The sequence below is a fragment of the Streptomyces sp. NPDC056169 genome (genome assembly GCF_042268445.1).
Lineage (GTDB): Bacteria > Actinomycetota > Actinomycetes > Streptomycetales > Streptomycetaceae > Streptomyces.
Genome location: NZ_JBHJUO010000004.1, coordinates 297,690 through 323,848, shown reverse-complemented (window position 1 = coordinate 323,848; position 26,159 = coordinate 297,690). Strand labels below are relative to the sequence as shown.

The 26,159-nt window shown below is 73.3% G+C and carries 21 protein-coding genes; 13 read left to right on the top strand and 8 right to left on the bottom strand.

The window, feature by feature from the left end; translation table 11 throughout:
- The first annotated feature begins 116 nt into the window (after nt 1-116).
- From ACFC0G_RS08455 to ACFC0G_RS08440, 4 genes are all read left to right on the top strand, one after another.
- Nucleotides 117-830: a GntR family transcriptional regulator gene (locus ACFC0G_RS08455; protein WP_376399207.1), complete on the top strand. Its 714-nt coding sequence runs from the start codon at nt 117-119 to the stop codon at nt 828-830.
- 115 nt (nt 831-945) lie between these two features.
- Nucleotides 946-2,394, top strand: coding sequence for a Gfo/Idh/MocA family protein (locus ACFC0G_RS08450; protein WP_376399204.1), 1,449 nt, complete (start codon nt 946-948; stop codon nt 2,392-2,394).
- Nucleotides 2,395-2,547: 153 nt separating this feature from the next.
- Nucleotides 2,548-3,549: an NEW3 domain-containing protein gene (locus tag ACFC0G_RS08445; RefSeq protein WP_376399202.1), complete on the top strand. Its 1,002-nt coding sequence runs from the start codon at nt 2,548-2,550 to the stop codon at nt 3,547-3,549.
- A 139-nt stretch (nt 3,550-3,688) separates the two neighbouring features.
- Nucleotides 3,689-4,192: a DinB family protein gene (locus ACFC0G_RS08440; protein WP_376399199.1), complete on the top strand. Its 504-nt coding sequence runs from the start codon at nt 3,689-3,691 to the stop codon at nt 4,190-4,192.
- A 42-nt stretch (nt 4,193-4,234) separates the two neighbouring features.
- On the opposite strand, the gene ACFC0G_RS08435 is transcribed toward ACFC0G_RS08440, so the two are convergent.
- Nucleotides 4,235-5,011, bottom strand: a complete 777-nt coding sequence (locus ACFC0G_RS08435) for a MerR family transcriptional regulator (RefSeq protein ID WP_376399196.1) — start codon at nt 5,009-5,011, stop codon at nt 4,235-4,237.
- 214 nt (nt 5,012-5,225) lie between these two features.
- On the opposite strand from ACFC0G_RS08435, the gene ACFC0G_RS08430 reads away from it, so the two are divergent.
- Nucleotides 5,226-6,455, top strand: coding sequence for a serine hydrolase domain-containing protein (locus tag ACFC0G_RS08430; RefSeq protein ID WP_376399193.1), 1,230 nt, complete (start codon nt 5,226-5,228; stop codon nt 6,453-6,455).
- On the opposite strand, the gene ACFC0G_RS08425 is transcribed toward ACFC0G_RS08430, so the two are convergent.
- The 7 genes from ACFC0G_RS08425 to lanM all read right to left on the bottom strand — a co-directional run bounded on the left by ACFC0G_RS08425 (nt 6,434) and on the right by lanM (nt 16,499).
- Nucleotides 6,434-7,051: an NUDIX domain-containing protein gene (locus ACFC0G_RS08425; RefSeq protein WP_376399190.1), complete on the bottom strand. Its 618-nt coding sequence runs from the start codon at nt 7,049-7,051 to the stop codon at nt 6,434-6,436. The genes ACFC0G_RS08430 and ACFC0G_RS08425 overlap by 22 nt on opposite strands.
- A complete protein-coding gene (locus tag ACFC0G_RS08420; protein ID WP_376399188.1) occupies nt 7,048-7,845 on the bottom strand; it encodes a class I SAM-dependent methyltransferase in 798 nt (265 codons plus the stop codon). Before ACFC0G_RS08420 ends, ACFC0G_RS08425 begins: the two co-directional genes overlap by 4 nt.
- Entirely contained in the window at nt 7,833-8,297 is a 465-nt protein-coding gene (locus tag ACFC0G_RS08415) for an NUDIX domain-containing protein (RefSeq protein ID WP_376399185.1), read from the bottom strand. Before ACFC0G_RS08415 ends, ACFC0G_RS08420 begins: the two co-directional genes overlap by 13 nt.
- A 201-nt stretch (nt 8,298-8,498) precedes the next feature.
- Complete coding sequence (locus ACFC0G_RS08410) at nt 8,499-9,641, bottom strand: AI-2E family transporter (protein ID WP_376399182.1); 1,143 nt, start codon at nt 9,639-9,641, stop codon at nt 8,499-8,501.
- A gap of 120 nt (nt 9,642-9,761) precedes the next feature.
- Nucleotides 9,762-12,683, bottom strand: a complete 2,922-nt coding sequence (locus ACFC0G_RS08405) for a helix-turn-helix transcriptional regulator (protein WP_376399180.1) — start codon at nt 12,681-12,683, stop codon at nt 9,762-9,764.
- A gap of 202 nt (nt 12,684-12,885) precedes the next feature.
- A complete protein-coding gene (locus ACFC0G_RS08400; RefSeq protein ID WP_376399177.1) occupies nt 12,886-13,119 on the bottom strand; it encodes a hypothetical protein in 234 nt (77 codons plus the stop codon).
- 62 nt (nt 13,120-13,181) lie between these two features.
- The gene (gene lanM, locus ACFC0G_RS08395) at nt 13,182-16,499 is read right to left on the bottom strand and encodes a type 2 lanthipeptide synthetase LanM (protein WP_376399175.1); all 3,318 of its coding nucleotides are present in this window, start codon (nt 16,497-16,499) and stop codon (nt 13,182-13,184) included.
- 316 nt (nt 16,500-16,815) lie between these two features.
- On the opposite strand from lanM, the gene ACFC0G_RS08390 reads away from it, so the two are divergent.
- The 8 genes from ACFC0G_RS08390 (at nt 16,816) to ACFC0G_RS08355 (ending at nt 26,123) form a co-directional block, all read left to right on the top strand.
- A complete protein-coding gene (locus ACFC0G_RS08390; protein WP_376399172.1) occupies nt 16,816-18,180 on the top strand; it encodes a helix-turn-helix domain-containing protein in 1,365 nt (454 codons plus the stop codon).
- 321 nt (nt 18,181-18,501) lie between these two features.
- Nucleotides 18,502-18,906 (top strand): cobalamin B12-binding domain-containing protein, encoded by a 405-nt coding sequence (locus tag ACFC0G_RS08385; protein WP_376399170.1) that lies wholly within the window; start codon nt 18,502-18,504, stop codon nt 18,904-18,906.
- The gene (locus tag ACFC0G_RS08380) at nt 18,903-20,435 is read left to right on the top strand and encodes a methylaspartate mutase (protein WP_376399167.1); all 1,533 of its coding nucleotides are present in this window, start codon (nt 18,903-18,905) and stop codon (nt 20,433-20,435) included. Before ACFC0G_RS08385 ends, ACFC0G_RS08380 begins: the two co-directional genes overlap by 4 nt.
- 7 nt (nt 20,436-20,442) lie before the next feature.
- A complete protein-coding gene (locus ACFC0G_RS08375; protein WP_376399165.1) occupies nt 20,443-21,462 on the top strand; it encodes an asparagine synthetase A in 1,020 nt (339 codons plus the stop codon).
- Nucleotides 21,459-22,832: a glutamate synthase-related protein gene (locus ACFC0G_RS08370; protein ID WP_376399162.1), complete on the top strand. Its 1,374-nt coding sequence runs from the start codon at nt 21,459-21,461 to the stop codon at nt 22,830-22,832. Before ACFC0G_RS08375 ends, ACFC0G_RS08370 begins: the two co-directional genes overlap by 4 nt.
- A gap of 8 nt (nt 22,833-22,840) precedes the next feature.
- Entirely contained in the window at nt 22,841-24,211 is a 1,371-nt protein-coding gene (locus ACFC0G_RS08365) for an MFS transporter (RefSeq protein WP_376399159.1), read from the top strand.
- Nucleotides 24,204-25,778, top strand: a complete 1,575-nt coding sequence (locus tag ACFC0G_RS08360) for an amidase family protein (protein WP_376399156.1) — start codon at nt 24,204-24,206, stop codon at nt 25,776-25,778. Before ACFC0G_RS08365 ends, ACFC0G_RS08360 begins: the two co-directional genes overlap by 8 nt.
- A gap of 126 nt (nt 25,779-25,904) precedes the next feature.
- A complete protein-coding gene (locus ACFC0G_RS08355; protein ID WP_376399153.1) occupies nt 25,905-26,123 on the top strand; it encodes an MbtH family protein in 219 nt (72 codons plus the stop codon).
- The last annotated feature ends 36 nt before the right edge of the window (nt 26,124-26,159 follow it).

Genomic DNA, 26,159 nt, shown 5'->3' with positions numbered 1-26,159 from the left:
AGCTGCCGAACTTCCCTTCTCGGGGTGTGACTCCGGACGCGGGGTGTGTAGCGCTCCAAGGGTGCTTCAGGTTGAATCACATAGGATTCTGGGTTCCTGGAGGGGAGAGCAGCGCTATGCCGGTCAACACCGATGGATCGACTGATGGATCAACCGCGAAGCGTGAGGTGCTGGGGGACAGCGTCTACGAGTCCGTCAAGGCGATGGTGATGGATCACGTGATCGAGCCGGGCGCACGGGTCGGCATCGAGTCGCTGTCCCGCACGCTCGGCGTGTCCGCCACTCCGGTGCGCGAGGCGCTGGCCCGCCTTGAGGCGGACGGCCTGGTCGTCAAGCGGTCGCTCTCGGGCTACCGCGCCACCGAACTCCTGGACCGGCGAGGGGTGGAGGAGCTCTTCGAGATGAGGCTCCTGCTGGAGCCGCGTGCGGCCGCCCTCGCCGCCGAGCGCGTCGGCGACACCGCGCTGGACCGGATCGAGGCCCTGGTGGAGGAGATGCAGGGCCTGCCCGACAAGGGCCACAGCTATGCCGTCTACGGCCGCTTCGCACTGCTCGACCAGCGGTTCCACGACGCGCTCGCCGCCGCCTCGGGGCGCACGATGCTCGCCGCCGCGGTGGAGCGGCTGCACACGCACCTCCACCTCTTCCGGCTCAGCCCGGTCACGGGCGGCAGCCCCGCCACGGTCGTGGAGCACAGCCGGATCCTGCGCGCGGTGCTGCGGCGCAACCCCGAACGGGCCGAAGGGGCCATGCGCGAGCACCTGGAGCTCAGCCTCGGGCGGCATCTCAGCCGGTACGAGGAGGCGGAATCCCTCCAACTGAATGCTTGATTCTGTTTGTAACGCTGGCCTAATGAGCATCTATTGACATGCATGCGGCGTGCCGGTCAGAGTCGTCCCCGCCAGTTCCCGCAGTTCCCGCAGATCTACGAGGAGCGATTTCCCCATGCCTGAAATCCCCGCAGTCTCACGGCGCTTGGTCCTCGGGGGCGCGCTGGCCACAGGGGCGCTCGCGGCCGGGGTCGGCTCGGCTCACGGCGCCGCCGCGGCGGCGAACGCCACGGCCGCGGTGCCGGAATCCGCCGATCCCCGCCGCCGGGCGGGCCAGAAGTCCATGATCGATGTCCCCTACGCCGTGCACCGGACCGTGCGCGTCGGCGTCATAGGCCTCGGCAACCGGGGCCACGGCATGGCCGCGGGCTGGGCGGTCGTCCCGGGCTGTCAGGTGACCGCCGTCTGCGACATCCGCGCGGACCGTGCCAAGCGCACCGCGGACAGCCTGGTCGCGGCCGGCAAGCCGCGGCCCGCCGAGTACGGCGGCTCCGACGACTCGTACGCGCAGATGCTCAAGCGCGACGACATCGACCTCGTCTACATCGCCACTCCCTGGGAGTTCCACTACCAGCAGGGCAAGGCCGCCCTGCTGGCCGGCAAGCACGTCGTCGTCGAACTGCCCATCGCCACCGAGCTGGAGGAGCTCTGGGACCTGGTCGACACCTCGGAGCGCACGCGCCGGCACCTGATGCTGTCCGAGAACTGCAGCTACGGCCGCAACGAGCTCGCGATGCTGAAGATGGCGCACGAGGGGCTGTTCGGCGACGTCACGAACGGCCACGGGGGATACCTGCACGACCTGCGCGCGCTGCTGTTCTCCGACACGTACTACACCGACTCCTGGCGCCGCCTCTGGCACACGCGCAGCACCGCCAGCTTCTACGCCATGCACGGCCTCGGCCCCATCGCCGCGGCCATGGACATCAACCGCGGCGACCGGATGACGGTCCTGCGGGCCACCGCGACCGAGCCCAAGGGGCTGGCCGACTACCGCGAGCGCTTCATCCCGAAGTCGCACCCCTCGTGGAACGAGACCTATGTCAACGGTGACCTGGTCACCTGCCTCATCGACACGGCGAAGGGCCGCGTCATCCGCGCGGAGCACGACGTCAGTTCGCCCCGCCCCTACAGCCGTATCAACTCCCTCGCGGGCAGCCGGGGCATCTTCGAGGACTACGCGGGCGTCGACTCGGCGGGCGCCGGCCGGATCTACGTGGAGCCCGACCACGGCGGCCACGCGTGGCGCGACTTCGGCGCGTATCGCAAGGAGTTCGACCACTGGCTGTGGAAGAAGATCGGCGACGACGCCGCGAACAACGGCGGCCACGGCGGCATGGACTACGTCCTGCAGTGGCGCACCGTCCAGCTGATGCGCGCCGGACTCGTGCCCGACATCGACGTCTACGACTCCGCGGCGTGGTGCGCGCCGGTTCCGCTGAGCGTCAAGTCCCTGGCCATGGGGGGCCGTCCGGTCGCGATCCCCGACTTCACCCGCGGCTCCTGGGTCAATCTCCGCATGGGCCTGGACTCGCGCGCGACCGACATGCCGCCGGTCGCCTGACGGATCCCGGTCCGGGGCCGGCCACCGCCCCACCAAGCACCCCCGCAGGAACCGCCCCCCCCCCGCAGGACCGCCCCCCACCGGGAACCGCCCCCACCAGGAACCGCCCCCTCAGGTACCGCCCCCTCAGGAACTCCTACGAAGGATTCGACCATGAGACCAGCCGGATGGATCACCTCACTCAGGGCCGTGGCGGTGGCGGGAGCGATGATGCTCGTGCCCGCGCAGGCCGTGGCGGCCGCACCGGCCGCACCGGCCGAGCCCGTGGAGGCGCGAACCGAGGTGAGCATCTCGGCCGTCGACCTGGACGGCCCCGCCATCTCGACGGTCAAGGTCACCGTCAAGAACGCGGGCCCTGAGCGCATGCGCTCCCTGAAGGTGTCGTTCGCCGGACCGGTCGGCTGGGCCGTACAGCCGTCCGTTCGGACGGTGGAGGGCAGCCTGGCCAAGGACGCGTCCGCGGAAACCGAGTTCCGGATCCAGGTGCCCGAGCGGCGCCCCGGATTCATCGTGCGGACCTTCACGGCGACCGCGACCTACAGCGGCGGAGACGGCAAGGGGTCGGCCACGGGCACGCGCTCCGAGCGGACCGGGACTCCGCAGCCGAACCTCGCCGCGGCCTACAACGGTGTCGCCATCACGGACGAGACCCACACCACGCCCGGCGACTTCGACGGCGAGGGAAACAGCTTCTCGGCGCAGAAGCTCGCCGCGGTGGGGCTGACTCCCGGCGCGTCCGTCGACGCCCTCGGGGCGCGGCTGACCTGGCCGGACGTGGCCGCCGGCACCAAGGACAACGTGTCGAGCGCCGGTCAGGCGATCACCCTGGCGGGTTCGGGCAGCAAGCTGGTGTTCCTGGGCTCCGGGGTCACCAGTGCGGCCACCGGCAGTGCGAGCGTCCACTACAAGGACGGCACCAGCGTCCAGGGCTCGTTCGGCTTCCCCAACTGGTCCTTCGACCCGGCGAACGCCCACGGCGCGACCCTGGTCAAGTCCACCGACGGCCGCAACAGGCCGAGCGGGTACGGGAACGCGGGCATCGCCTACCGGGTGTTCGCCCACGCGATCGCGATCGACCCGGCCAAGCAGATCGACTTCGTCGTGCTGCCGAGCAACGCGAACATCCACCTCTTCGCCATGGCCGTCGCCCCCTGATCCAGCGGCAGGCCGTACGCACGCGAACCGCACCGCCCTGGACCGAGCATGGTCCAGGGCGGTGCGAGCGGTTCCGCCCACCACCCCGCCGTCCATAATTGCCTCGACACCGGCAGGGCGATCGGGGACGCTTCGCGCGATGACGAGAATCGACGACACACCGCCCGCGTGGGACGAGCGCACCCAGCTCACCACGTTCCTCGACTACACACGCGACACCGCCCGCGCCAAGTGCGCCGGCGTCTCCGCGGAGAACGCCAACCGATCGCTCCTTCCGGGCTCACCCCTGATGACCATGAGCGGGTTGATCAACCACCTCCGCTGGGTCGAGTACTACTGGTTCCAGGTGGTCTTCCTCGGCGAGGAGGACCAGGGCCCGTGGACCGATGAGGATCCCGACCGCGAGATGCGCATCGCCGTCGACTTCCCGCTCGCGCAGCTGCTCGACGAATACGCCGAACAGAGCGCCCGCTACCGCGAACTGGTCGCCGGACACAGCCTCGACGACCAGGCCAAGCGCGTCCGGAAGGGCCTCCGGGTCGACCTGCGCTGGATCCTCCTCCACCTCACCGAGGAGACGGCCCGCCACAACGGCCACCTGGACATCCTGCGCGAACTGCTCGACGGCACGACCGGCGGCTAGTCCGGAGCCGGAGCCGGAGCCGGAGGGCTGGGTGCGCGGCCGTTACTGATGCGGGATGTCGATGCCGGCCGCGCGCAGGTTCGCCTCGACCAGGGCGTTCAATCGGGCGATGGACGGCTCCTGGTCTTCGCGGTGGTGGTTGACCAGCCCGTATCGGGCGGCCGTGTCGGACGGCCTTCGCGGTCCGGTCGGCGTCGTCAGGAGGGCGCGGTCGGCCAGGAGTTTGTCGGCGAGTGCCGCCGCCAGTTCGTTGATCCGCGGGTCGTCGGGAGCCCAGGTCCTCGCGTCCAGGCCGCGCTTGGTCAGGTCGATGAACTCGGCATCGTCCAGCCCGTGTTCCAGCCGGGTCAGGAAGCTGTCGAAGATCTCCGGGACCAGCGCCCGGGTCAGCACCAGAGCCTCTCGCTGCGTGGCCACGTAGTCGGGTCGGAAGCCGAGTTCGGCGAGGCGGTCCAGGACCTCGCAGGCCCGGTCGGGCAGCAGGGCCCGGTCCCCGTGGGCGAGGCGGTGCAGGGTGTCGCGGCGTGCCGTCAGCTCCTCGATCTGCTCGGTGAGACGGCGATGGACGTCGTCCAGGGTGGAGGCGAACCGCTCGGGTTCGGCGTCGAGCAGTTCGGCGATCTCGGCCAGCGGTACGCCGGCCCCGGCCAGGGTCCGGACCTGGACCAGCCGCAGCAGCTCGGCCGACCCGTAACGCCGGTAGCCGGAGCCGTCGCGTTCCGGCTCGGCGACCAGGCCGAGTCGGTGGTAGTGCCGCACGGTCTTGATCGTGACGCCGACGAACGCCGCCGCCTGACCGATCGTCAATCCCTCTGCCATGGGCTCGACACACCTCCGGAACGTGGGTGACCCCCGCCCTCCCCTTGAGGTGCGGATCGCGGTCGAACGCACGGGTGAGAGTAACGCGCGCCTTCGCCCGCTGATCTTCGTCGCCACGGAGTTGACCTTGACCTTGGGTCAGGGTGAACGCTCATCACATGGCCACCTCGAAGGGGACCCGGGAAGCCGGGCTCCGTGGACAAGGAGATTCATGATGAGCGAAGACGACAAGGGCTTTTCCGAAGCCGGGCTGCGCAAGCTGCGCGAGGTGCTGGCGCGGCACGTCGAGTCCCAGCGGATTCCCGGGCTGGTCGCCCTGGTCGGCCGTGGCGGCCGGACACACGTCGAGGCGATCGGGACGATGCGCCACGACGGTGGCGCGCCGATGCGTCGGGACACGATCTTCCGGATGGCGTCCACGACCAAGCCGGTCACCATGGCGGCGGCGATGGTCCTGCTCGACGAGTGCAGGCTGCGCCTCGACGAACCGGTGGATCCGTGGCTGCCCGAACTCGCCGACCGGCGGGTGCTGAAGCGGCCCGACGGCCCCCTGGAGGACACCGTGCCGGCACATCGGCCGATCACCGTACGGGACCTGCTGACCTCCACGTTCGGGCTCGGCATGGACTTCGCGTTGCTGGGCGCCCCGATCAGGGCCGCGACCTTCGAGCGGACCGACTACAGCGTGGCATCCGGGCCGGCGCCCGAACCGGACGAGTGGATGCGCCGCCTCGGCGAGCTGCCGCTGTCGTACCAGCCCGGCGAGCGGTGGCAGTACGACCTCAGCAACGAAGTGCTCGGCGTGCTGGTGGCCAGGGTCACGGGCCGGCCGTTGGAGACGTTCCTGCGCGAACGCGTCCTCGACCCGCTGGGCATGAAGGACACCGGGTTCCACGTGCCCGCCGAGAAGATCGACCGGCTGCCGCCCCTCTACGGCCCCGACCCGCAGACCGGAGAGTTCCTCGTCTGGGACGAGGCGGCCGGCGGCCGGAGCAGCAGCCCTCCGGCGTTCCAGGGCGCCGGCGGTGGCCTGGTCTCCACCGTCGACGACTACCACGCCTACTTCCGGATGCTGCTGAACCACGGCATGCACGGCGGCGAACGGATCCTGTCCCGGCCCGCCGTCGAGCTGATGACCACCAACCGGCTCACCCCCGAGCAGCAAGCCGCCCGGACCGCCATGTACAGGAACATCGCCCATGTCACGGTCGGCCAAGGACAGCACGGCGGCTGGGGCTTCGGCATGGCGGTACGCACCCACCGCGGCGACCACGCCCCCATCGGCCAGTTCGGCTGGGACGGCGGCACCGGCACCACGGCCTACGCCGACCCGCGGAATCAGCTCACCGGAATCCTGCTCACCCAGGTAGGGATGTCCACCCCGGACTCGGCACGACTCATCCACGACTTCTGGACCACGCTCTACCAGGCCGTCGAAGACTGAGCCGGGCCGTCCCATACGGGCTGCTCCGACCGGTCGAGCTGCTCCGGCTGTTCCGGCCGTGGCCTGGCGTCGGCGGGCGGTGCGGGGACGATGTGGAGTCTGTCGGTGTCCGGGGTGTAGGCGATCGGGTCGTCGGGTTCCTGGAAGTGGAGCGCGAGCCGGGACCCGGCGCGGTAGGCGTCGAGGCCGGCCCGGCAGTACGCGACCATCGGCTCCGGCAGCGCGTCGAAGGGGAACCAGCCCATGGCGTCGCACTTCTCGGGTTCCCTGACCTCCGCCGTGCCCTGCCAGCGGCGGACCTCGAAGAAGAACCCGACCCGCGTGCGTCCGCCCGGCGAGCGGTGGTGCACGGTGAGAGCGGCGCGGACGTCGGCCGGGTCCACGACGAGCCCCGTCTCCTCGCGTGTCTCCCGTACGAGTGCGGCGACCACGTCCTCGGGCGGGCCGTCCACATGGCCGGAGACCGCGTGCCACAGGCCGGCCGCGTAGACGGATCCGGCCCGGCGGGACAGCAGGACCTCCGGTCCCGCCGCCCCGTCGCGGATCGCGATCAGGTGCACGTCCAGGGGTACGGTGTGCCGTCCGGCGCCGCTCATCGGGCGGCTCCCGGCTCGCGGCGGGCCAGAGTGTGCACGAGACGCCCGAGGTGGCGGTAGGGATCGCGCGTCGAGGCGGCCCACTCCGTCTCCAGCGCTCGCGCGTACGTGTCGGGGTCCGGGGTCCAGCCGTCGTCGTGGTGGTGGTCGTGGAGGATCCGCACGCCCTGCCACGGCAGCGGCGTGAGGCCGTGCTCGGACGCCAGCCGGTCGAGCTCCTCGGCGGTGTCCCCTCGCGTGTCCAGGCCGAGGTTGCCGACGCTCGTGTCGGTGTCGGTGCCGTGCTCGATGAGACGCCGCGCCGCCGCGTACTCACCGCGCAGGGCCTCCCGGAAGCCGATCGCGGCCCGGTTCTTCGTGAGCACGCTCAGCAGTCCGCCCGGTGCGACCAGTCCCGCCAGGCGGGCGACCGCGCCCGACGTGTCGTCCAGGTACATCAGCACGCCGTGGCAGCACACCGCGTCGAACCGCTCCCGGTCGAAGGGGAGGTCGTGGACGCCGGCTTCGAGGAGCCGGACCCGCTGGGCGAGTTCGGGCCGGGCGGCCAGGCGGCGGGTCGCGGCGTCGAGCATCCCGGCCGACGGGTCGGCGGCGGTCACGTGGTGTCCGGCCGCGGCGAGCCGGAGCGTCGTCTCGCCGTCGCCGCAGCCGACGTCCAGGACGCGCACGGGACGGGCGGGCAGTTCGGCCCGGAGACGTAGCTCGACGAGATCGTGACGCAGGCGGCCCCGCGCCGTACGGGAGTGTTCCGCGTACGAGGTGCCCACGGCGGCGAAGTCCGTCAACGCGCCCACCCCAGCTCCGTGTAGACGCGGCCCGCCCGGATCCCTTCGATCGCGGCGCGGGTGTACGGGACGATCGGCTCGGGCAGGTCCTTGACGCCGTGCCACTCCCAGCCGACGCACTTGTCCGGTTCACGCACCTCGGGCACGCCTTCCCAGTGGCGGGCGCGGAAGAAGAAGCCGATGCGGGGCCGGTCCCCGGGCCGGTCCATCGTGTGCACGGTGTGCACGAGTTCGAGGTCGGCCGGGTCGATCACCAGACCGGCCTCCTCGTAGGCCTCCCGGACCAGGCCCGCGGTCGCCGGCTCCGCCTCGAGGTGTCCGGCCAGCGCGTGCCAGGACCCGCCCGCGTACGCCGACCGGGGATGGCGGCGGCCGAGCAGCACCTGACCGTCGTGCTCCAGGTAGAGGTGGACGCCGACGACGTTCAGCACGGTCTCACGCGGGGGAAGCAGGGGGTCCATGGCGGTCTCCAGGGGAGCGATGCGGGGTGTCGTGGAGCTCAACGACACCGCCGGACCTGTCGAACACATGTGTTTCGGACGCTCTGGGAACCCCATGGCAGAGCGAAAATACGTTCGTGTCGGGTGCACGGACCCTTGCCGCACACGGATCGCGGCGCGGTGCTGCCGTGGCCGAATCACGCCGTGTGCGTGCGCTGCGGGCTACGTCGTGACGGGCTCGACCGTCGTGGGGGTGGGGGTGGGTGTCGTCACGGGCGGTTCGGCGGGGTGTGCTGCCTCTTCGGGGTCCTGGAGTTCCTCGCGCACGTAGTTCCAGACCACCGCGATCAGCGCGGCCACGGGCACGGCGAGCAGGCTGCCCACGATGCCGGCCAAGCTGCCGCCGAGCGTCACCGCCAGCAGGATGACCGCCGCGTGGAGGCCCAGGCCGCGGCTCTGGAGCATGGGCTGGAAGACGTTGCCCTCCAGCTGCTGGACGACCACGATGATCGCCAGCACGAGCAGCGCGTCGGTCGGGCCGTTCGACACCAGGGCGATGAGGACCGCGACCAGACCCGCGAACAACGCGCCGATGATCGGGACGAACGCGGACACGAACGTCAGGACGGCCAGCGGCAGCACCAGGGGCACGTCGAGGATCCACAGGCCCAGGCCGATGAGGACGGCGTCGAGCAGGCCGACGAACGCCTGGGAGCGGACGAACGCGCCCAGCGTCTCCCAGCCGCGTTCCGCCACGACCGGGATGTCGGTGGCGAGCCGGCCGGGGAGCTGCCGGGTGAGCCACGGCAGGAAACGCGGTCCGTCCTTGAGGAAGAAGAACATCAGGAAGAGCGCGAGGAAGGCGGTGACCACGCCGTTGAAGACGGTGCCGACCCCCGACGCGACGGCGGTGACCATGCTGCCGATGCTGTCCTGGAGGCGGGCGACGGCGGAGTCCAAGGCGCCGGTGATCTGGGTGTCGCCGATGTTCAGGGGCGGCCCGGCCGCCCACGCGCGCAGCCGCTGGATCCCTTCGATCACGCCGTCGCTCAGCTCACCGGACTGGGACGCCATCGGTACGGCGATCAGCGCGACCACGCCGGCGACGAGCAGGAGGAAGAACACCGTCACCGAGGCCGCGGCGAGGGCGGGCGGCCAGCCGTGCCGACGCAGGAACCGGGTCGCCGGCCAGGTCAGGGTCGTGAGGAACAAGGCCGCGATCAGCGGCCACACTATGGACCACATGCGGCCCACGAGCCACAGGGTCACCGCGGCCATCAGCAGCACGAGGAGTGACTCGGCGGAGAAGCGTGCGGCTGTCCGGAGCGCGGCAGCGGATTTCGTGGAACTCAGCATGGGAGACATCCAAGCACTCCGGTGAGACGACGCACGACGCGCCGACGGCCCCGCCACCCCCGGCCGGTGAAAACCGTTCCTGGCCTGCGTCAGCCGTTCCCGGCCTGCGTCAGCCGTTCCCGGCCGGCGTCAGCCGTTCCTGGCCGCCGCGTCCGACGCGGACAGGTCGCACAGTGCCTCGCGGTCCGGCCGCGCCGTCTTGGTCACCAGGGCCGCCACATGCTTCTCGACCGTCCGCGGCGAGATGTAGAGACGGCCCGCGATGGCCTTGTTGCTCAAACGTTCCGCCAGTAACTGGAAGACCTCGTACTCCCGGACCGTCACCCCCAGCGCCCGCAGCGGCGCCGGAATGCGGTCCGCGCCGCTGCGCCGCTGCCGGACCGAGACACCGAACTGGCGCAGCAGCGCCCGGCAGGCTCCCGCCACGTCCGGCACCGACGCGGCGTGGAAGTGCTCCTCCGCGCGGCGCAGCCACGCGGCCGGATCACCCCAGCCGTTCTCCAGCGCCGCCTCGGCCGTCAGCCGCAGCCCCAGATGGAGCGCGGTCGGATAGGGCGCGGCCAGGACCTCCGCCTCGGCGACCGCCGACGCCGCCGCCGACGCCTCGCCCGAGCGGCCCAGCAGCACCGCGTGGGCCAGCAGCACGAACTGCCGGTTCCAGCGCATCCGGCTCGCCGACGTGGCGGCCGTACGGTGGTAGTGGTCCCAGTCGGCCTCACCGGCCAGTACGTCGAGGAGCAGCCGCAGTCCGTGCAGGCCGCTGAGATGGAACGTCGTCGGACTGTCCCGTTCCTGGGCGCGCGCCTTCTCCAGCTCGCGCAGCGCCAGCGGCCGGTTCTCCTCAAGGAGCGCGCAGAACGCCCGCGCGAGGCCGATGCACAGCGGTTCCTCCTGAGAGCCCGCCCCGTCCCAGCCGGCGAACTCCCGCAGCGCGCCCTCCATCGCCGGCCGGTCGCCCTGGTGCGCCGCCAGTGTCGCCCGGGTCATCAGCACGTACCGGACCACCGGAGCGAGCCGCAGCCGGGCCGCCGTCGTGAGGATCTCGTCGCTGAGCCGCGCGGCCTCGTCGAACCGGCCGCAGAGCACCTCCTGGAGGACGAGGATCGCGTCGATCGAGTACGCGATGGTGACCGCGCCGAGCCGGAGCGCCTCGTCGCGCGCCTGCTCCAGGGAGCGCGTCTCCCCGTCCGCCAGCCACTGGTTCCCGCCGATGCGCACCAGCGCGTACGTGCGCGGTATCGGCAGCCGGTGCTGCTCGGCGATCCGCCGGGCCCGCTCGAAGCACAGCCGGGCCTCGTCCAGATCACGCTCCCGCGCCAGCACCCCGAGCAGCTCCCAGGCCTGGCAGGCCACCGCGGGCTGCGGTCCCGCCTCGGCCGCCGAGACCGCGGTACGGGCCAGCTTCTCGGCCGTCTCCGTACGGTCGGGTCCCGGAGTGTCCAGCGCCAGATACGCGGCCACCACGTCGACGGCGGCCGACTGCGCCGGGTCGCGCACGGTCCTCAGCAGGGCCCGGGCCTCGGCGATCTGCGCGTTGCCGTCGGCCCAACGGCCCGCCAGGTGGGCCACCTTGGCCAGCCGGGTGTGCAGCGCGGCGAGGCGGCCGGCCTCCACCCCCGCGCCGACCAGCTCGTGCAGGCCCTCCGCGAGCCCGAAGGCGCGGTCGAACTCGCCGCTCTCCGCCAGCGCGGGCAGCAGCGGCTCCAGCACCTCCGCCCGGGCCACCCCGTCCTGCCGCTTCGCCAGCAGCTCGTCGGCGCCCAGCAGCAGCGACACCCCCGAGCCCACGGCACCGTCCGCCAGCGCGCGCCGGCCCGCCTCCGTGAACAGCCGCGCCGCGCCCACCGGATCACCCGCGTCCCGGCGCAGCGCCGCCACCAGCGCACACCACTCGCCCGGCAGCCCGGGGTGCAGCTCCTCCACGACCTCGGCCGCCCGGCCCGACAGCTTCGCCCGGTCGGTGGGGGTCAGCTGGGCCAGCAGGGCCTCGGCGGTCAGCGGATGCCGGAACGCGTACCAGTCGGGAGCCGGTTCGTCCGGCACCACCAACTGCGCGGCCACGCCCGCGTGCAGATGGCTGAGCAGCCCGTGGTCGTCGATGCCGGACATCCGCTGGAGCACCGGCAGCGGGAAGCGGCGCCCGAGCACGGCCGCCGCCGACAGCAGCATCCTGCCCTGCGGCCCCAGCCGGTCCGTACGGTGGGCGATGCCCCGCACCAGCGTGCTCGGCACCTCCGTGCGCAGCGGGCCGACGACCTCCCAGGCGACGCCCCGGTGCACCACCGACCCGTTGCCGATCATGCCGTGGAGCAACTCCTCGACGACGAACGGGTTCCCGACGCTGGTGTCCCACAGCCGCGACACGAGCTCGCCGGGTACCCGGTCCGCCTCGGTGTCCAGGCAGGAGGCGATCATCCGGGCCACCTCGGACCGGTCCAGCGGCCCCAGACCGAGCAGGACGCCGGAGCGCCGCTGGGTCACCGAGTGCGCCAGGTCCAGGGCGGCGCACGGCTCCGCACGGGTGGTGGCGAGCAGGACCACCGGCAGGTGCTCCAGGTTGTCCACCAGGTATTCGAGGACGACCAGGGTCTCGGTGTCGGCGTCGTGCAGGTCCTCCAGGACCACCAGGGCCCCGTGCTCCCTGGCGACCACGGACAGCAGCCGCAGGACGGCCTCGGCGAGCACCACCAGCGAACCGCCGGTCTGCGCCTCGCCCGCCCAGTCGGGGACCAGACGCCCCAGCACCGGCCGGTACGCTCCGAGCGCGGCCTCGTCCCACGGCTCGCCGCCGCGGAAGAGCGACATCAGCGCCTCGGTGAGCGGACGGAACGGCACCATCGGCCCGATCGTGCTGCCCCGGCCGCGCAGCACCCGCATGCCGGCGGAGAAGGCCCGGCCCGTCGCCTCGGCGGCCAGCCGTGATTTGCCGACACCGCCGTCGCCGACCAGGAACACCGTGCTGCCGCGCTGCCCACGAGCGATGTCGAGGGCGCGCTCCAACTGGGCGATTTCCGCGTCACGTCCGACGAGGTGGGGCGCTCGGGGATGCATACCCGCGAATTTACCTGTTCATGGCAGGGCATAAGTGGCGCTTCGATCAGGTGCTCGTGATGCCCCGAGCGATATGAGCCACCGCCGCCCCGGAGCCGCCCCGGGACCCGCGCCACACGCCGCCGGCGGCCGCCTCCACGGGGATCGGAGGGCGGCCGCCGGCGGGGCGGGGACGTCGGGTCCGGACGTCGTGTCGGGGGCGTCAGATCGGGAGGATCGGGACGCTCACGGTGGTGTCGATGTCGTTGAGGATCGCCACGAGTCCGGTGCCGAGGGCGAGACCCGCGAGGGCCCGGGCACGGGCCGTGGCGCGGCCGCGTCCGGAGAGCGCGATGCGCCCGGCCGGCTCCACCGCGCCGGTGGCCCCCGTGAGGCCCTCGGAGGTCGTGTCGGTGAGCGCGGCGACGGTCTCGTGGGACGGCGTCTGCGGGTTCATGGAGATCCTTTCGGGGGTGCGGTCGGTGTGGAGCGCGTGCCGTACGGAGGAGGGGGGCGGGGTCACCGCTTCCCCGGGGTGGGGTCGAGGAGGAGCACGGAGGGGACGGTCTCGGCGAAACCCAGCCGCAGCAGGGCGTAGCCGATGCCGGACGATCCGGTGAGGAGCCCGGGGGAGGGCACCGTGTTCGGGGTGGAGCAGCGTGGTCCGTGCCGGTCCAGCGCGCCGAGCACGAGACCGGCCCGGTGGGTGAGCCGGCCGGCGGCCCCGGGGAGTCCGTGCGCGGCGGCGACGGCCAGCGTCTCCAGCGTGCCCATTTCCCCGTGACACAAGCTGAGATCGCTCAGGGGCGGGCGCTCTCCGGCGATGCGGGCCCACAGGGCGTCGGCCGTCGTCGTCGTGGTGGTGGCTTGGGTCGGCGTCGGAGTCGGCGTCGGCATGGGCGTCGGCATCTGCGCCGGTCCCGTTCCGGCCACCGTGGCCAGGAGGGTGCCGGAGAGGCCCGAGCACCAGCCGATGTCCGCCGCCCGGTCATCGAAGGCGGTGCCGGCCGGTGCCGGGGCGAGCAGCGCCCGCCCCGCAGCGGCGTAGGCGCCGTCCGGCGAGGCGGCGGCCGTCCCGTAGCGGCTCAGCGCCCAGCCCGCGCCGGCCCGTCCCCGCAGGAAGCCGTCCGGGAGGGCTCCGGCCGCCGGGAGCAGCAGGCCGGCCAAGTCCGCCGCGAGCGCGGCGGCCTGCGGCAGCCCGGACTCCCGGTGCACCGCGAGCAGCGCCGCGAGCCCTCCCGCGAGCCCGCCGCCGACGTCGGCCGAGGGCCCGCCGCCGAGCTCGGCCGAGGGTCCGGCCTGCTCGTCGTCCGTACGAGCCGACGTGGCCAGTGCTTCCAGCGCGAGCGGCAGGCAGTCGCCGAGCCGGTCGTCGCCGAGCAGGGTGGTGAGCCGGGCGAGCGCGTAACAGAGCCCGCCGAGGCCGTGGAATCCGCCGGGCCCGACCGCACGGCTCAGCTCCGGGTCGGAGGCGAGCGCCCGGACCAGCCGCGGCAGCGGCCGTACCGCCCGGGATGCCAGGTCCGTGTAGCGGCCGACGCCGGTCAGCCGGCCCAACTGGGCGAGGAACAACGCCACTCCGGTGTAGCCGTCGGCGAGACCGGCACCCATCGGGGTCACCGCCCAGTGCCTGCCGTCGACGAGCTCCAGGCCGATCCAGTTGGCACGGGAGTCGTCGCGGACCGCGCGGCCCACGATCTCGTCGGCGATGCCGCAGGCCGCGGCGAGCAGCCGTCGCGGTTCCGGCACCGAGGCGGGTGCGGGGGGAAAGGCCGGGGCGTCGGCGCGGTGCGTGACGCGGCGGGCCCGGTGGGTGGAGAGCGCGGCGGAGATCAGCCACTCCTGGTGGTGACGGTCCACCTCTCCCAGCGCGGAGATCTTCTCCTCGGTGGCGACGAGTCCGGGCGCGGCCAGCAGGTCCGGCAGCCGTGCCCCGCGGGACGACCAGGCGTCGGCGGACCCGGGCCGGTGGACGAACACCGGGATGTCGCCGTCCCAGAGGTCCGCGATCTCGTGCTCGACCAGGCGCTGCCGCACCGGGTCGCCCGCGGACTCGGCGTACAGCAGGGAGAACAGCACGTCCCGGTCGACGGCGTCGCCGAGGACGTCCGGATGGGCCGACTCGTCGAGGAGCGTCCCGTACAGCCGGGTCGCCCGCCCCACGAAGCGGGCCGGCGCGGTACCGAAGGCGGCCAGCGGGCCGTCCGGCGCGAGGAGTTCCCCCCGGTGCGCGACCAAGGTGTCGTAGCCCAACCGGAATCCGGTCAGCAGCGCCGCCTCGTACGCGCCAGGGTCGATCTCCCGGCCCTCCAGCGACGGACGGTTGGGACTGCCGGTGTACGGAACACGGCGGCGCACCAGGTGCATCGTGTCGGTCCCGGCGTCCGCCCAGTCGACGACATCGGCGGGGGACAGGGCGGCCTGACCGCCGCCGACGCCCGAGATGTCGAGCGCCCCGTGCTCGCCGATCAGCAACTGGGGGAGCAGACACGTCCGGTGGACGGAGGCGGCGAGGGCCAGCGCGGCCGGGTCGGGGCCCGCCGTGGTGGCCGCCGGCACCGAGGGGTGCAGCAGTGTCTCCACGTCGACGAGCACCGGCTGGTCCCCGCAGGCCACGAGGTTCTCGCAGTGCATGTCCGCGCCGTCCACCGCGTACAGCAGAGCGAGCAGCGCGCCCTGCCGTCGGTAGAACAGGTCGGCCTCGCCGACCGACCGGCAGGGCCGGTGGCCGACGAACTCCAGCCAGCCGTAGCCGTCGCGGCGCAGGACCTTCACCGTACGCAGGCCGAGGCCGGGCAGGCGGTCGTCGAGCCAGCCCACGAGCCGGTCGAAGCAGGCGTGCTGGTCGAGCGGGCGGGGTTTGTACACCACCGTGCGGCCGTCGGCGAAGCGGAGCATCGCCACCGCGCGGCCCTGCTGATGGGTGTCCCCCTGGCCGAGGTCCACGGCGGTCAGCGCACCGGGGTCGATGCCGCCGAGGAGTTCCTCCACGAGCGCGGCCCGATCGGCGACGAAACGCTCCAGGAGCTCGGCGGTGGCGGCGGTGGCGTACCCGCACTCGGTGCCCAACAGGCGTGCGAGCACCGGATACCGGCCGAAAAGTCCGGCCAAGGGGTGCCGCGTCCCGAGTTCCGCGGCGAAGCCGGCGAAGCGCCGCTCGGGCGTGGCCCCGTCCAGCCGTCCCTCGACGCGTGCGCGGTTCAGTTCGAGGACCAGGGTGCGCGCCGCCGGGGTCACCAGCCGGTGACCGAGCTGCCGCTCGAACCCCGCCCGTACGGCGTCCGCATCGACCTGGCGCGCCAGGTCGGGCAGGGCCCGCAACCGCTCGGCGAGCGCCTCGCCGGCCGCCCGGGTGAGGGGTGCCAGCGCACCGGCGAACGCCCGCCGCCACACGTCGTGCCGCGCGGCCGTGTCCGATCCGGCCGTGCCGGGCCCACCTGCGTGCGCTCCGTCCGAGTCCGGTCCGCCGGTACCCGGTGCGGTCCCCGTGTCCGGGTCAGGCCACAGCGGTGCCGAGGCCACGGCACGCTCCACGAACTCCGCCCACCCGGGCCGCGCGGCCCTGGCCGCCAGCCGCGCCGAGGGCTCGGCCGCCAGGGCGGCGACCGTCGGCACGTCGGCGCCGAGCGCGGCCAGCCGCACCGGGAACGCCTCGTCCTGGCCCAGGGCCGCCACCCGGTCCGCCAGGCGGTCGGCAAGGCGGCCCGCCGCCGGTCCGGCGGGCGCGGCGGCCGGAGCGCCGGGTGCCGCGAGCCGCTCCCGCAGATGGAGGGCGGGCGCCCACCAACCGGGGGCCAGACCCGTGGTGGTGTCCTGTGTGGAGGTGGTGATGGTCACGTGTGCAACGGTGACAGGCGCACCCCGCCCCCACATGGGGGCATCGCCCCCATGTTTTGCTCCGGCCCCCACCCATTCGCGCGACCCCGCCGCGCCCCGGCCCGATTCCCGTACCCCCACCCGGTACTCGCCCGGTGCCGCCCCGGTCCCGCCCGGTACTCGCTCGGGTCCCGCCAGGTACCCGCCCGCTGCCCGCCCGGCCCACCGGCCCGCCCGCGGCGGCCCCCGCCCAAATCTGGGGGCGGCAGACCCATGCGGTACGTGCCCGACCGTTCCGACCATGGGTGATGCCAGGACCGATCAAGGGAGGGGACCCATGACCACAGTCATCGAGAAGACGGACCAGTTCGGCGGGCTGCTGCGCGACCACCGCAGACGCAGCGGCATGACCCAGCAGCAGATGGCCGATCTGGCCACGCTCAGCGTCAGGGCGATACGGGACCTGGAGAGCGGCCGCGCCCGCCGCCCCCGGCAGGAGACGGTACGGCTGCTCGCCGACGTCCTGCGGCTCACCGGAGCGGCCCGCGACGCGTTCCACGACGCGGGACGCAGCCACCTCCCGCCCGAGGGCTCCGGCGCCGCAGGACCCGAGACCTGCTCGCCGCCCGTGCTGCACGGTACGACGGTCGGACGGGAGCACGAAATCCAGTATCTCGTCGAGCTGTTGACGGTCGATCAGCAGAGACTGGTGAGCGTCGTCGGTCTGGGAGGGGTCGGCAAGACCCGTCTCGTACGCGAGGCGGCGGGCACCCTGCGCGAGCGTCACGGCTGGGAGGTGCTGTGGGTCCCGGCGGCCGGTCTCTCGCCCGACCTGCGGGAGCTGCGCCGGCTCGAACCGGCCGTGACCGACGCCGGAGGCGGTCGCGGACACGACGTCCTGCTCGTCCTGGACGGTCTCGGGCAGCGCGCCGGAGGACCCCTCGTCCACCACCTCCTCGCCCGCGAACCGGGCCTGCGCGTCGTTCTCACCGCACCCGCCCCGTCCTGCCTGACCGGTGAACAGGTCATGCCGATCGGCCCGTTGCCCGTCCCCGGGCACGCGCTCGACCACGATGCCGCCGCGCTCGCCGAGTTCCCCGCCGTCCGGCTGTTCCTGTCCCATCTGCGACGGCTCCGCCCGTACGCCCCCCGTCCCGCCGCGACTCCCGCCGTCGCCGAACTGTGCCGCGCGCTCGACGGCGTCCCGGGCGCGCTGGAGACCACGGCCGCCTGGGGACTCGTCCACTCGCCGGAGGAGCTGCTGCACGCCCTCGCCCGGGACCCCGAGCGTTTCTCGATGCCTCCCGCCTCCTGGGGCACCGCGTCCGGAAGCGGCTCCGGAGCGGTCCGACGCAGCCTCGCCGTACTCGAACCGCCGCTGCGGGAAGGGCTCTTCGCCCTGGCCGCGCTGCCCGGGAGCTGGACGCTGGAGGAAGCGGGACCGTTCGCCGGCACGTCCCTCGCCGACGCCGCCGCGACGGTGTACGGCCTGCTGATCCACGGCCTGGTCCGCACCGCCGACGAGGACGGCCGGGACCGCTTCCGCGTCCTGCACCGGGTCCGGTCGGCCCTCGTCGGCCGGCCGGCGCCGGCGACGTTCCCCGCGGAGCACGCAATCCCCGAGGCGCACGGAATTTCCGAGGTGCAGGGAATTTCCGGGGAATACGGCACGGCAGCGAAATCCGTCCCTGCCATGGCCTGATTCCGCCACGCCCCGCAGTCGATTCTGCCGGACACCTGCCGCCCGTACTTCCGCCCGGCCTCCGGGGCCGCACCTAGGTTGAAAGCGCGCCCCGATCGGACATTCCCACCGGCATCACCGTCACCACCGTTCCGAGAAACCGGTGAGGGCGTCATCCGTCATGTCGAACGAAGGCAGGCTATGAAAGTGGGCACCCCGGTCACCCCGGTCACCCCGGTCCAGACCCCGGCACGGACTCCGGCACAGATCCCGGTACTTGTTCCGGCCCAGACCCCGGTACAGAGCCCGAGTGCGGAGCTACGGCCCGGCTCCGGACTCAAGGTGATCGTCTCCAGCGTCGCGTCGGACGCACACACCTGGAACCTCGTGTATCTGCAACTGCTCCTCGAAGACCTGGGCCACCAGGTCGCGAACCTCGGAGCGTGCGTGCCCGACGAGCTCCTCGTCCAGGAATGCCGGCGCCGGCGCCCCGACCTCGTGGTGATCAGCAGCGTCAACGGCCATGGCGCCAACGACGGACGACGTGTCGTGCGTGAACTGCGCGGCCATCCCGAGACCGCCGCCATCCCCGTCGTGATCGGCGGCAAGCTCGGCATCGACGGCGTCGGCGGTACCGACCACGCCGCCCTCCTCGAAGCGGGTTTCGACGCGGTCTTCGAGGACGGTGCGGGCCTGGCGTCGTTCGGGTCCTTCCTGAGATCCATCCCGGCGGGCGTGACGACATGACCGCACCCACACACCCCACCCCGACGACCACGGACCGGCCCTCGCCCTCGCCCTCGACGATCACGGACCGGTCGGCGTCCTCGACGGCCGCGGATCGTTCGTCGCCCCCCGGCTCCTTCGGCTCCTTCGGCGCCTTCGTGTCCGACGCGCGGCGCGCCGGCCGCCTCGTGGTCCAGCCCCGCATGGGCATGAGCGACCCGCGTGTCATGCGGGCCGGCCTCGCCGCCACCCGGGCCGCCGACGCCACCACCGTCGGCACCGTCACCCTGGACAGCTACACCCGCGTCGGAGACCAGGCCGCCGCCCGACGCGCCCTCGCCGAAGGCGTCCCGCTCAACGGCTATCCCCTCGTCACCTACGACACCGCCGTCACCCGCTCGCTCCTCGACGGCATCCAGGACCCCACCTTCCCCGTACAGGTCCGGCACGGCTCCGCCGCCCCGCAGGACATCGTCGCCGCGCTGCTCCTCGCCGGGCTCGACGCCACCGAGGGCGGCCCCGTCTCCTACTGCCTGCCCTACGGACGCACGCCGCTGGCCACCTCCGTCGAGAACTGGGCGCGCAGCTGCGAGCTGCTCGCCCGTACCCGGGACCACGGAGCCGACCCCCACCTGGAGACCTTCGGCGGCTGCATGATGGGCCAGTTGTGCCCGCCGAGCCTGCTCGTGGCGCTCAGCGTCCTGGAAGCGCTGTTCTTCGCCCAGCACGGACTGCGCAGCGTCTCCCTCAGCTACGCCCAGCAGACCGATCCCGCCCAGGACGAGGAGGCCCTGCACGCCCTGCGGCGACTTGCGGCGGCGCTCCTGCCCGACCTCGACTGGCACATCGTCGTCTACACGTACATGGGCGTCTATCCGCGCACCCCCGACGGAGCCCGGCTCCTCCTGGAGGAATCGGCCCGCCTCGCGGTCCGTACCGGCGCGGCCCGCCTCATCGTGAAGACCGCCGCCGAGGCCCACCGCATCCCGACCGTGCACGAGAACGTCGCCGCCCTCGAAGCCGCGGCGCGCGCCGCGGAGGCGGAGACGGCTGCGGGGCGGGCCGCCGGTCAGGCCCCCGGCACCGGAAACCCCGGCACCGGCGTCCCGGGCAGTCCTGGCACCGGAATCCCCGACCACGCGATCCCCGGCACCGGCATCCCCGACACCGGCATCCACGCCGAAGCGTCCGCGCTCGTCCAGGCCGTCCTGGAGATCTCGCCGGACCTCGGCCGCGCCCTGCCGCAGGCCTTCGCACGCGGCTACCTCGACGTCCCCTTCTGCCTCCACCCCGACAACGCCCAGCGGACCCGCAGCTACCTCGACACCGACGGACGGCTGCGCTGGTCCGAGATCGGCGCCATGCCGCTCGGCGGCATCGTCGAACTCGGCCACGAGCCCCGCCTGACCTCCAGCGGACTCCTCACCGCTCTCCGCCACGTGGAACGCCGCTTCGACGCCGCGGCCCTCGACCCCTCGCCCACCCACCGGCCCCTCGACGACGGGCACCGCCCGCCGGCCCGCGCGGCCCTCCCCGAAGAAGGACGGTAGACACCTCATGCTGCACATCACGGACCCGGCGGCCGGCCCCGCCGTCACGGACCGCCTGCCCGAGGTCCCCGCACGGCACCTGACCGACCCGACGACCCGTGCCGTCGTCCGGCTCCAGAACGGCGTGCTCACGGCCACCCGCGCCTTTCTCCAGGCACACGGCTTCACCGAGATGCTGCTGCCGCTGATCGGCCCGGTCACCGACCCGGGCGTACGCGGTTCCAAGCAGGTCGACGTCGACTACTACGGCCACCGCTACAAGCTCATGACCAGCGCCATCCTCTACAAGCAGGCCTCCCTGCTCGCCTTCGACAAGATCTTCTCCATCGCGCCCTGCATCCGTCTGGAACCCCTGGAGACCGCGAACACCAGCCGTCACCTGGCCGAGTTCCACCAGATCGACGTGGAGGTCTCGGGCGCCTCCCGCGAGGAGATCACCCGGCTCGGCGAGGATCTCGTACGGCACATCGTGCGCGAGGTCACCGAGCGCCACCCCGAGGAGTTCGAGCGGCTCGGCCGCGACACCGGAGCCTTCGCCGAACTCCTCGGCGAGCCCTTCGGCCACCGCACCCACGCCGACGCCGTCGCCGAACTGCGCGACATGGGCCACGACCAGAGCGCCGACGCCGAGATCGACTGGCAGGGCGAGGCCCTGCTCTCCGCCAAGTCCGGCCGCCCCTTCTTCGTCACCGACTACCCCAAGGGCTCCCGGGGCTTCTACGACCGCGAGAGCCGCGACGAGCCGGGCACCCTGCGCAACTTCGACATCATCGCGCCCGAGGGCTACGGCGAACTGTGCAGCGGCAGCGAGCGGGAGTTCGAGTACGCCCGGATCGTCGCCCGGATGCGCGAGACCGGCGAGAACCCCGCCAAGTACGGCTGGTACCTCCAGATGGTCCGCGAGGGCATCCCGGACAGCGCCGGCTTCGGCATCGGCCTGGAGCGGTTCACCCGCTACCTCGCGGGACTCGACGCCGTCTGGCAGGCCAGCGCCTACCCGAAGGTCCCGGGAGTGGTCGCCCCGTGAACCCCCGACCCACCGAGGCGGCCCGCGGCGAAACCGGCCTGCGGGCCGACGGATTCCCCGCCGAGGCCGTCCGCGACCGGGCCCGCCGCGGCACCGCCGCCCTCTTCCCGCCCGTGGAGGCGTACGGGCGGACCCTGTTCGGCGCCACGCGGACGCCCGCGCCCGCTGCCCAGGACGCCGACTTCCTCGACGCGCTCCGCCTGGTGCCGCCCGTCTTCATGCCGCGGCGCCTGGAGAAGCTCATCGACCTCGCCCGCGAGCCGATGCACCACGACGTCGACCTCGCCACCACCGTCGGTGCCCTCCACTCCCCGCTGCCCGCCTACCTCTCCGCGTTCGGCTCCACCCAGGTGGCGAGCGCCGACCTCGGCATGGCCGCCAGCCGACAGGCGGGCCGGCTCGGCATCCCGATGGTGATCGGCGAGAACGTCGTCCCCGTCAACGGCTACGGGCGCCTCGGCGCCACGCCGTCCGGGGACACCGAGCGGTCGCTGCTCGGCCGCATCCGCGCCTACCTCGACGAAGTCCCCGACGGCACCGGCGGCGTCGCCGTGCAGCAGAGCACCGAGGACGCCGACGCCGAGGTGTGGAACCTCGTCTACAGCGACCCCTCCGTCCGCCCGCTCCTCGAATCGGGGCGCCTCGCCTTCGAACTGAAGGTGGGCCAGGGCGCCAAGCCGGGGCTCGGCGGCATGACCGTCCTGGACCGAGCCGCCGCCGCCCGCGTCGCCGAGCAGTACGCCGTCGACGACGTCCTCGGCGGAGACTCTCGCGGCGGGGACTCTCGCGGCGGGGACGAACGCGTCCTGAGGTGCAGCAGCCCCGGCACCTTCACCGAGGAGATCCTGCGCCAGCAGATCCGCCTGATGCGCAACAACTTCCCGCGCGCCCGCGTGTGGGTGAAGCTCCACCCAGGACGGGACGTCCGCGAGGCCGCCGCCGTCGCCTGGGCGGCCGGCGCCGACGCGGTCACCGTCGACGGCGCGGAGGGCGGCACCGGCTGGGCCCCCCTCGGCTTCCTCGACGGCGTCGGGCTGCCGCTGGGCGAATGCCTGCGCCGCATCGGCCGCCCCGCCGCCGGACTGCTCGTGTCCGGCCGCATGTGGGAGGGCACCCGCGCGGCCAAGGCACTCGCCCTCGGGGCCACGGCCGTCGGGCTCGGACGCGCGGCGCTCCTCGCGGTCGAGGAGGACCCCGAGCGGGGCCTCGAACGGCTCGTGGAGGCCCTCGCCCTGGAACTGCGCCTGCTGATCAGTGCGTTGGGCAAGTACGAGGCGGCCGCGCTCGCCCACGAGGACGTGTGGGCGGCCGGGGCGGGCCTCCCGCACCCGGATCCCTCGCTCGCCACACCGCTGGGCACCCAGCCGTGAGCGGCAGCATGGCCACCGGGCCCGCGCCCACCACCGCCCCTCGCACCGGTGGGCCGGGCCTCACGGACGGCGGCTACCTCGGATTCGCCCTCGCCATGGGCCTGTCCGCGCTCGGCGACGCCGCCTGGTACGTGACGCTCGCCTGGTCGGTCACCGCCGACACCGGCCCGGCCCGGGCGGGCGCGGTCCTCGCGCTCGCCTCCCTGCCGCGGCTGGTCACGCTGCTCGGCGCGGGTGCCGTCGTCGACAGCATGGGCCCGCGCAGGGTCATGGCCGGCGCCGACCTGGCCCGCTGCGCGGTCATGGTCCTTGCCGCAGGCGGCGCCCTCGCCCTGGGCCCCGGGATCCCCCTGCTCGTGGCGGCGGCCGCCGGGCTCGCGCTGTTCGGCGCGTTCTTCATCCCGGCCTCCGGATCGCTGCGCGCCGGGCTTCTGCCCCCCAGCCAGCTGGTCCGCGGCAACGCCCTCTACCTGGGCGCCCTCCGCGGCGGCCAGGCGGCGGGCGGCCCCCTCGGCGGGGTACTGATGGCCCTCGGCGGCATCCCGCTGGTCGCGGCCGTCAACGCCGTGACGTTCGCGGTGTCGGCGGCGGCCGTTCTCCGCGTACGGACACGGGGAAAGCCGCACACCGTGTCGGAGTCGGAGTCGGATTCGGAGTCGGATTCAGGTTCGGCTCCCGGGGCGAGCGGTCCCGAGGTCACGAGGGAAGAGGAAGCCCCCTCCGCCGCGCAGGGGCGCGGTGCCGTCCGCCCCACCGGGGCGCCGCCGCAGGCGTCCTTGGTGGCACGCATCGGCGAAGGGCTCCGCGCCGTGGCCGCCGAGCCACGGCTGCGGGCCGTGATCACCGTGATCGGACTGACCGAGTTCGCCGGCGCGGGGCCGATCAACATCGGCGTGGCGCTGATGGCGAACCGGAACGGTTCCGCCGCCGCCGGAGCCGGCCTGCTCCTGACCGCGTTCACCGTCGGCGCCGCCGCCGGGTTCCTGTTGTCCCTGGTGTGGCCGGCCCGCCACCGTGCGGGACGCGTACTCGTCCTGGGCACCGTCGGGCAGGCCCTGTGCCTGGCGGCACTGGCCTGGGCGCCGTCCATGGTCGCGGCGCTGGCGCCCTACGCCGGCCTGGGACTCGTCTCGGCCCTGGTCGGCACCGTGCTGGTGTCGTGCGTGCAGCGCTGGGCGCCCGAAGCCGTACGCGGCCGGGTCGTGTCGATCCAGGCGCTCCTCATTTTTGGTGCCGCGCCCCTCGGCAACCTGGTCATCGGCGTACTCGTCGAGTGGGCCGGCATGACCTGGGCGCTGCTGCTGCACGCCCTGGTCGCCCTGATCGCCGTCGTCATGGTGGCCCTCACCCCGCTCCTCCGGGGGGCCCGCCTTGACTGACCGCCCCCCTGCACCCGGCATCCCCGCCCCGGATCTCCCAGATCTCCGGGACCTCCCAGATCCCCCAGATCTCCGGGACCTGTCAGATCCCCCGGACCTGTCGGATCGCCCGGGTCGCCCGGACCTGCCGGATCGCCCGGGCCGCCCGGATCTCGCGGGCATCCAGGACCGTCCCGTCACCGAGCTCGCGCGGCTGCTGCGCTCGCGCGCGCTCACCAGCACCGACCTGGTCACGGCCTGCCTGGACCGGATCACCGCCGTGGACCCCGTGGTCCGCGCCGTCCTCGCGGTCGACGACACGGCCCTGGCACAGGCCCGCGCCGCCGACCACCGGCACGCCGCCGGGCGGGCCCTGAGCCCCCTGGACGGCATCCCCGTCCTCGTCAAGGACAACATCGACACGGCGGGACTCGCCGGTACGGCAGGCTCCCGGCAGCTCGCCGGGACCCCGCCCGACCGGGACGCGGAGGTCGTCGCCCGGCTGCGGGCGGCCGGGGCCGTGATCCTCGGCAAGACGAACCTCACGGAGTGGGGCAACTTCCGCTCCACCCGCAGCATCGAGGGCTGGTCCGCCGTCGGCGGCCAGACCCGGAACCCGTACGACCCCGAGCACAGCCCCTGGGGCTCCTCCGCCGGTTCGGCCGCCGCCGTGGCGGCCGGGATGGCACCGCTCGCGCTCGGCACCGAGACGGACGGCTCGCTCGTCTGCCCGGCGGGCGTGTGCGGAGTGGCCGCGATCAAACCCGCCCCCGGCACCCTGCCGTCCGCCGGAGTCGTACCGATCTCCGTCGTGCAGGACTCCATCGGGCCGCTCGCGGCACGGCTCGCGGACGCGGCGCTCTGCCTCACGGTCCTGACCGGCCGTCCGCTGCCCACCACCCCGGCACCGCCGGAGTCCGTCCGGGTCGGCCTGTGGCACGTCAAGGGCATGGCGCCCGAGGCCCAGGACCTCGCGGAACGCGCCGCCGAACGACTCCGGGACGCGGGCGCCGTCGTCGTACCCGTCGAGCTCACCCTGCCCAGGGACATGCTCGTCGACGGACTCGACGCGCTCTGCGCCGAGTTCCGGCCGTCCCTGGAGCGGTACTTGAGCGGCCGGCGCAACGCCCCGGCCACCCTCGACGAGGTCATCACGGCGAACCGCGAGGATCCCGAGGAGCTCGCCCTCTTCGGCCAGGAGCTCTTCGAGCTGTGCGCCGCGCTCACCGACGAGGACCGGGCGCTCGCCCCCGACCTGCGGAGACGTACCCGACAGCGGGCCCAGGACCTGCTCGCCACGGCCCTGGCCGAGCACGGCGTGGACGTCCTGATGGCCGCGACCAGCGGACCGGCCTGGCGCATCGCCGACGGGCCCGACCCGTTCACCCGCACCAGTTCCACCCTGCCTGCCCTGGCCGGCCACCCCAACATCGCCGTACCGGCCGGATTCGTCGGCGAACTGCCCGTGGGCATCTCGCTGTTCGGCCCGTGCGACCTGGCGACCCTGCTGCCGTACGCGCTCCTCGTCGAACGCTGCTGCACCGAGCGCCGCACACCGGCCGTTCTGCGCGGCCATTCCCTCCGCTGAGATCCGGATTCGGCTGCCGCCGCACAACTGCCGCCCAGCTGCCCCGGTTGCTGCCTTTCCGGAATTCGCGGCGGCGATAGCTTTCCGTTGTCTCCGAAGAATTGCTTCAGGAACAGGAGAATTCCGATGACCACCAATCCCTTTGAGAACGCCGACGCCGCATACCTGGTGCTGGTCAATCACGAGAACCAGCACTCGCTGTGGCCGGCCGACATCGAGGTCCCGGACGGCTGGAACGTCGTCCACGAAGCCGCCTCCCGGCAGAGCTGCCTCGACTACGTCGACACCCACTGGACCGACATGCGCCCGGCGAGCCTCATCGCCGAGACCGCCGCCGCCGGCTGACCGACCGCCTGACGGCCTGACGGCCCGACCGACCAC